Raw genomic sequence first — 6,707 nt, forward strand, 5'->3', positions numbered from 1 at the left:
ATGATCTGGGCAGCGATCAGCCCGTGCCGCAGCAACGGCTGGGCAGCGTGCGCTGACGTGACGGCTGCAGGGCTGCACCCGATCGAGTGATCCAGGCTGTATCGATCCATAGAACGGATGGATTGATCGGGCATCCCCTTGGCCATCCGCCGGCACCGGCTCCCGCGTTTTTGGCTAGTGCTCACCCTTGGCCTGGTGGCTGCCGGCGTGGGCTCGGCCTACTGGTGGGAGAAGCAGTTGCCGGAGCGCCTCGAGCAGGCCGCTGCCCAAGGCCGCCTCGACGACTGCCTGAGCTACGGCGAACAACTGGCCGCACTGCGCTGGCTGGGGGGCAAGGCGCCACTGGAGCAGGGCCGCTGCCGGCGCCTCAAGGCTGCAGAGCTCTGGCGCAAGGGGGCCTGGGCCGAAGCGCTGAAACTGCAGCTGCAGCTGGTGAATTCAGGCAACAGCACCCCCGCGGATCAGCAGCAGCTGCTCAGCTGGCAGCAACAGCTCGAAACCCGAGCGCTGAATCTCTACCGCGAGGGCCGGCTGGAAGAAGCCCTGAAACTGCTCACTGCTCTCAATGCCGCCCACAACGCCGGCGGCACCTCCCTGGGCGATCAGCTCAACGAAGACTGGAACCGCCAGAAATTCCTCAAACAGCGGGCGGAGCAGCTGATCCCGCAGAAGCGCTGGTGGGAAGCCCTCGACGCGCTCAACCGCATCGAACACCCCTGGTGGAAGCAGCAATCAGCGCCGTTACGCCGCCAGGTGGAACAGGGCATCGAGGGACTGCGCAGCGGCGAGCAACGCGAACACGATGTGCACGGCGGCGCCCTGAGCTCCAACGTGCCGGCTGAACGGCTCAACGACTTGATCACCCAGAAGCTGGCTCAGGGCATGGACGACTGGCAGGCCTTCAGTGCGGCCTGCCGAGAATTGGGCGGGCGTGTGGTGGAGGCTGGCCCGGAAACCGCCTGTCGCCGCTGATCACGCGTGACAGGATGGTGCACCCATCGCCATCACCCTCGATGCAGGCAGGAGATCAGGTCAAGGTGAGCCAGAGCGTGGTGGTCTTCCACCATCCCGAGCATCGCGGCCAGGCCTTCGATCTCAAGGGTCAGCAGGGTGAAGTGTTCCAGGTCCTCAACGATTACAAGGGCCGCACCATCAGCCCCACCATGCCGGTGATCGTGGCGTTCGGCCGTTTTCGCGCCCACTTCCGCACCGACGAGCTCGAGCCGGTGGCCTGATCAGAGGCCCAGCCGGCTTCCGATCAGCCGGCTTCCTTGATCAGAAACACGCCCTCTTCTTGGTCGATCGTCTGGAGGCAGAGGGCAATCACCTCCTGCCGGCTGGTGGGTACCACCCGTCCGCAGAAATCCGGTTGGATCGGCAGTTCGCGATGGCCGCGATCCACCATCACCAACAGCCGCACCCGCCGGGGCCTTCCCCAGGCCTGCAAGGCCTCGAGGGCTGCGCGCACGGTCCGGCCAGTGAAGATCACGTCATCCACCAACACCAGATCGCGCCCCTCCAGATCGGCAGGCAACTGGGTGGGGGTTGCCAGCCGGGTACCGATGCGGGAGAGATCGTCGCGATGGAAGGTGGGATCGAGGCTGCCGCAGGCAATCGGATGGCCGCACAGGGCCTCAAGCCTCTGGGCCAACACCGCCGCTAGAGCCACCCCACGTGTGGGAATGCCCACCAGCACCAGCTGCTGGCTGTCGGCCAAGCTTTCCAGCACCTGGGAGGCGAGGCGATTGAGTGTCCGCCCCAGCTCGTCGGCCGAGAGGATCTCCATGCGATCGGCGGACATATGGGTTCCGGCAGGCGCCGATGGTATCGGGATCAGCGGGTGTGGCCAAAAGCTGACCCAGGCGGGATCACAGCTGGATCAGCCCTAGGCGCAGGGTAGGTTGGAATGAGAAGGCGTTGCGGAGAGGCAGGATTCCCCGGGTGACAGCTTCACCGTCGACCGATCAAGAGCCACCGACGAACGGTTACAGAGTCGAGTCCAGTGGCGAGTCAAAACGCGGCAACGTCGCCCCCGTCGTGCTGTGCATCCTGGATGGTTGGGGCTACCGCCACGACGACGCCCACAACGCGATCCGGGCTGCAGATACCCCGGTGATGGATGCCCTCTGGCACGCCTACCCCCACACCTTGATTGAGGCCAGTGGAGCGGATGTGGGCCTGCCGGACGATCAAATGGGCAACTCGGAGGTGGGACACCTCACCATCGGCGCTGGACGTGTGATCCGCCAGGAGCTGGTGCGGATCAGTCAGGCCGTTCGCGACGGCAGCATCAACGACAACCCCGAGCTCAACGCCCTCGCTGATCGCCTTGTGGCCAGTGGCAAGACGCTCCACTTGATCGGCCTCTGCTCCGATGGCGGCGTTCACAGCCACATCGATCATCTCGGCGGCCTCCTCCATTGGGCCGCAGGGCGCGGCCTCAAGCAGGTGTGTGTGCATGTGATCACGGATGGTCGCGATACTCCCACCCAGAGCGCGCCGGGCTATCTGAGCACGATCGAAGCCCAGATCCGCAAGGCCGGCGTTGGCAGCATCAGCACGATCTGCGGCCGCTACTGGGCCATGGACCGCGACAACCGCTGGGATCGCACCGAAAAGGCCTACCGCCTGCTCTGCAACGACGGCCCCGCTGAGGCTCAATCCGCCATCGAAGTTCTGGAGAGCGCTTACGCCGGCGGCATCACCGATGAGTTCATCGAGCCCACACGGCTCAACCCCGGCCGCATCGCCCCGGGCGATGGCGTTGTCTGCTTCAACTTCCGGCCCGATCGGGTGCGCCAGATCATTCGCGCCCTTGTATTGAGCGATTTCAACGACTTTCCGCGCGAGCCGATCGACGACCTGGCGGTCGTCACCTTCACCCAATACGAAGCCGGGCTGCCAGTGGCAGTGGCTTTCCCGCCGGAATCCCTCGATGGCCTGCTCGGCCAGGTGGTGTCGGAGGCAGGCCTGCGCCAGTTCCGCACCGCCGAAACCGAGAAGTATCCGCACGTCACTTACTTCATGAATGGTGGGATCGAACAGCCCTATCCGGGCGAAGACCGCCACCTGGTGCCCTCTCCCCGCGTCGCCACCTACGACCAAGCCCCCGCGATGTCGGCTGAGCAACTCACCGATCACTGCATTGCGGCCATCAATAAGGGCATCTACGCGCTGGTGGTGATCAACTACGCCAACCCCGACATGGTGGGCCACACCGGCGAGATGAACGCCACGATCGACGCCATTCACACGGTTGATCAAAGCGTGGGCCGCCTCCTGGAAGCCACCAACCGCATGGGCGGCACGCTGCTGGTGACAGCCGACCACGGCAACGCCGAACTGATGGAAGGCCCGGATGGCCGGCCATGGACCGCCCACACAACCAATCCGGTGCCGGTGATCTTGGTGGAAGGCGAAAAGCGCAAACTGCCCGGCCACGGCAACGCCGTGGAGTTGCGGAGCGGCGGCGGCCTGGCTGATATCGCCCCCACGCTGCTCGAAATTCTGGGCTTACCCCAACCAGCCCGCATGACCGGCGCATCTCTGGTGGTGCCGCTCGGAAGCCCGGCGGTGCCCAATCGGATTCCTCAGACCTTGGGAGTCTGATCCGGCCCTTTAGGCTTCCGCCATGCTCCAAACCGTTTTCACCTGGATTTGGCTGGCCAGCGGCGTGCTGCTGATGATCAGCGTGTTGTTGCACAGCCCCAAGGGCGATGGCATGGGCGGCCTGGCCTCCAGTGGCAGCTCGATGTTCAGCAGTGCCCGCAGCGCCGAGGCCACGCTCAATCGCATCACCTGGACCCTGCTGGCGGTGTTTCTTGGTCTGGCCACAGCCCTGAGCGCCGGCTGGTTCAAGCTCTGATCAAGTCTCAGATCACACCACAGCTCTTCCGATCCACACCTTGACGATGCCCCGCCGCAGCTTTCTGGCGAGCCTCACAGCTCTGTTCAGCCCGATGCTGGGCGCCAGCGCGGCTGAAGCGGCTTCAGTGGCGGCCGACCCCAAATGGAACCTCAGCGATGCTGAGTGGAAGCGGCGCCTGAGCCCCGCCGCCTACCAGGTGCTGCGCAAGGAAGGCACCGAGCGGCCCTTCAGCAGCCCGCTCAACAACGAAAAGCGCGCCGGCACCTTCCACTGCGCCGGCTGTGATCTGCCCCTGTTCAGCTCCAAAGCCAAGTACGACAGCGGCACCGGCTGGCCCAGCTTCTGGCAGCCCCTGCCGAAAGCGATTGGCACCAAGATCGATTTCAAGCTGATCGTGCCGCGCACCGAATACCACTGCAAACGCTGCGGCGGCCATCAGGGGCACGTGTTTGACGACGGCCCCAAACCCACCGGCAAGCGCTATTGCAACAACGGTGTCGCGCTCACCTTCAAACCTCAGGCCGGCTGACGCCGGCCTCGTGGGCGTTCAGAACAGCTGGGGAGATCCGACGCGCTCGGCATAAGCCTCTTCGCCGTGTTCAGCCACATCCACGCCGAGATTTTCTGCATTCTCGCTCACCCGGAAGCGAACGCCGAGGCTGCGCAACACAGCTGCAATCAGCAACGTGCCCAGAGCAGCAAGGCCATAGGCCACCAGAACCGCCTGCAGCTGACCCAACACCAACGCGGTACGCCCCTGTTGTGCCAGCACTTCACCCGCAGGGTGGGCCGCGATCAGTTCGGCGTTGGCAAACACACCCGTGAGCAGCGCACCAGCGGTTCCGCCCACCCCATGCACGGCATAGGTGTCGAGGGAATCATCGAAGCGCAGTTTCACCTTGACCTGCACGGAGATGAAGCAAAGCAGGCTCGTGAGCGCACCGATGGCCAGCGAAGATCCCACGGTGACAAAGCCTGCAGCGGGGGTGATCCCCACCAACCCTCCCACCGCACCGGTAGCCAAGCCCACAGCCGTGGGCTTGCCATCGCGCCAGGTCTCCAGCAGCGACCAGGCCACCAGGCCGGCCGCCGCCGCCACATGGGTAGTGGTGAACGGCAGCTCGGCGCCAGCCACCGTTAGCTGACTGCCGCCGTTGAAGCCAAACCAGCCGAACCACAACAGACCGGTGCCGAGCAGGATCTGGGTCACGTCGTGGGGTGGACGCACTGAGGAAGGCCATTGCCGGCGGGCACCGATCAACGCCGCCAGCACCAGGGCAGACACACCGGAACTGATATGCACCACCGTGCCACCGGCGAAATCCAGATCTTTGCCGAGCAATCCTCCGCCCCAGACCATGTGAGCCAACGGTGCGTAGACCAGCAGCAGCCAGATCGGAGTAAACAGGCACCAGAACCGGAAACTGATCCGCTCCACCAGAGCACCGGAGATCAGGGCCGGCGTGATGATCGCGAACATGCCCTGGAACAACGCAAAGCTGAGGCCTGGAATGGCCAGAGGCTCCCAGCTCAGCGGCAGGTTTTCCAGCAGGGAATAGCGGAGGGGATTGCCCAGAACGGCCTGCAAGGCCCCGCCATCGGCAAAGGCCAGGCTGAAGCCAAAAGTGGCCCAAACCACCGTAGCGATGCCCATCATCACGAAGCTCATCGCCATCGTGTTGAGCACATTGCGGCCTTGCACAAAGCCGCCGTAGAAAAACGCCAAACCTGGCGTCATCAACAACACCAGGGCCGACGACATCAGCACCAAGGTGTTGTCGGCTGGATTCAGCGCAGCAGCATCGGCCGCATGGGCTGGAAGCAGGCCGCCGATCGCCAGCTGCAAGGCAGGCACCGTCAGGGCAGCGATCAGCAGCCGCTGCGGCCTCGATCGAAACAACACGGGAAAACTTCCGTAGCGATTGCCACACTTCCAGAGCGCCAACCCCAGAAACTGTTCAGATTGGACACATTGCCGCACTCGGCAGGCAGCGCACAAAAAAGGAGGGCCGAAGCCCTCCTGAGGATTCTCAGCTGTGCGCTGGATCAATAGTCGAAGTCGCCGCCCATGCCGCCGCCGGCGGGAGCTGCTTCCTTCTTCTCGGGCATGTCAGCCACGATGCACTCGGTGGTGAGCACCATGCCTGCGATCGAGGCAGCGTTCTGCAGACCGGAACGGGTCACCTTGGCGGGGTCGACGATGCCGGCAGCCAGCATGTCGACGTACTCGCCGGTGGCGGCGTTGTAGCCCTCGTTGAAGGGCTTGTTCTTCACGTGCTCGGCCACCACGGAGCCGTTCACACCGGCGTTCTCGGCGATGCGCTTGAGGGGAGCGGTGAGCGACGAAGCCACGATGGTGGCGCCGATCAGCTCTTCGCCGGAGAGGTTGGAAGCCGCCCACTGCTCGAGGGCAGGAGCCAGGTGGGCCAGGGTGGTGCCACCGCCGGGAACGATGCCCTCTTCAACGGCCGCCTTGGTGGCGTTGATGGCGTCTTCGAGGCGCAGCTTCTTGTCCTTCATCTCGGTCTCGGTGGCGGCACCCACCTTGACCACGGCCACACCGCCGCTCAGCTTGGCCAGACGTTCCTGGAGCTTCTCCTTGTCATAGGAGGAGTCGGTTTCGTCCATCTGCTTGCGGATCTGCTCGCAACGGGCCTTCACGGCCACCTCGTTGCCTTCGGCCACGATGGTGGTGGTGTCCTTGTTGATGGTGATGCGGCGGGCGGTGCCCAGCATCTCCAGCTTGGCGTTCTCCAGCTTGAGACCGGCGTCTTCGGTGATCAGCTGACCGTTGGTGAGAACAGCGATGTCCTCGAGCATGGCCTTACGGCGATCGCCG

General features: G+C 64.4%; 8 protein-coding genes. 5 read left to right on the top strand and 3 right to left on the bottom strand.

The features are described from left to right. Positions 1 to 138 precede the first annotated feature (138 nt). Both ACIQ2E_RS11235 and ACIQ2E_RS11240 read left to right on the top strand, forming a co-directional pair. The gene (locus ACIQ2E_RS11235; protein WP_398330370.1) at positions 139 to 972 is read left to right on the top strand and encodes a hypothetical protein; all 834 of its coding nucleotides are present in this window, start codon (positions 139 to 141) and stop codon (positions 970 to 972) included. 41 nt (positions 973 to 1,013) lie between these two features. After that, on the top strand, positions 1,014 to 1,235 hold the full coding sequence (locus ACIQ2E_RS11240) for a ferredoxin-thioredoxin reductase variable chain (RefSeq protein WP_398330373.1): 222 nt from the start codon (positions 1,014 to 1,016) through the stop codon (positions 1,233 to 1,235). 23 nt (positions 1,236 to 1,258) lie between these two features. On the opposite strand, the gene pyrR is transcribed toward ACIQ2E_RS11240, so the two are convergent. Then, a complete protein-coding gene (gene pyrR / locus ACIQ2E_RS11245) occupies positions 1,259 to 1,801 on the bottom strand; it encodes a bifunctional pyr operon transcriptional regulator/uracil phosphoribosyltransferase PyrR (RefSeq protein ID WP_398330376.1) in 543 nt (180 codons plus the stop codon). 236 nt (positions 1,802 to 2,037) lie between these two features. Here pyrR and gpmI point away from each other — a divergent pair, with 236 nt between their 5' ends. Genes gpmI through msrB form a run of 3 tightly spaced genes read left to right on the top strand, consistent with a single transcriptional unit; the run spans position 2,038 to position 4,397 of the window. Beyond that, the gene (gpmI, locus tag ACIQ2E_RS11250) at positions 2,038 to 3,609 is read left to right on the top strand and encodes a 2,3-bisphosphoglycerate-independent phosphoglycerate mutase (RefSeq protein ID WP_398330379.1); all 1,572 of its coding nucleotides are present in this window, start codon (positions 2,038 to 2,040) and stop codon (positions 3,607 to 3,609) included. A 22-nt stretch (positions 3,610 to 3,631) separates the two neighbouring features. Next, a complete protein-coding gene (secG, locus tag ACIQ2E_RS11255; protein ID WP_010310871.1) occupies positions 3,632 to 3,865 on the top strand; it encodes a preprotein translocase subunit SecG in 234 nt (77 codons plus the stop codon). A gap of 46 nt (positions 3,866 to 3,911) precedes the next feature. After that, entirely contained in the window at positions 3,912 to 4,397 is a 486-nt protein-coding gene (gene msrB / locus ACIQ2E_RS11260; protein WP_398330388.1) for a peptide-methionine (R)-S-oxide reductase MsrB, read from the top strand. Positions 4,398 to 4,415: 18 nt separating this feature from the next. On the opposite strand, the gene ACIQ2E_RS11265 is transcribed toward msrB, so the two are convergent. Next, positions 4,416 to 5,771 carry an ammonium transporter gene (locus ACIQ2E_RS11265; RefSeq protein WP_398330382.1) on the bottom strand — a complete coding sequence of 452 codons (1,356 nt, stop codon included), beginning with the start codon at positions 5,769 to 5,771 and terminating at the stop codon, positions 4,416 to 4,418. 143 nt (positions 5,772 to 5,914) lie between these two features. After that, a partial coding sequence (gene groEL / locus ACIQ2E_RS11270; RefSeq protein WP_398330385.1) for a chaperonin GroEL occupies positions 5,915 to 6,707 on the bottom strand: 793 nt, incomplete at its 5' end.

This window comes from Vulcanococcus sp., from assembly GCF_044369115.1.
In the GTDB taxonomy this organism is placed as follows: domain Bacteria; phylum Cyanobacteriota; class Cyanobacteriia; order PCC-6307; family Cyanobiaceae; genus Vulcanococcus.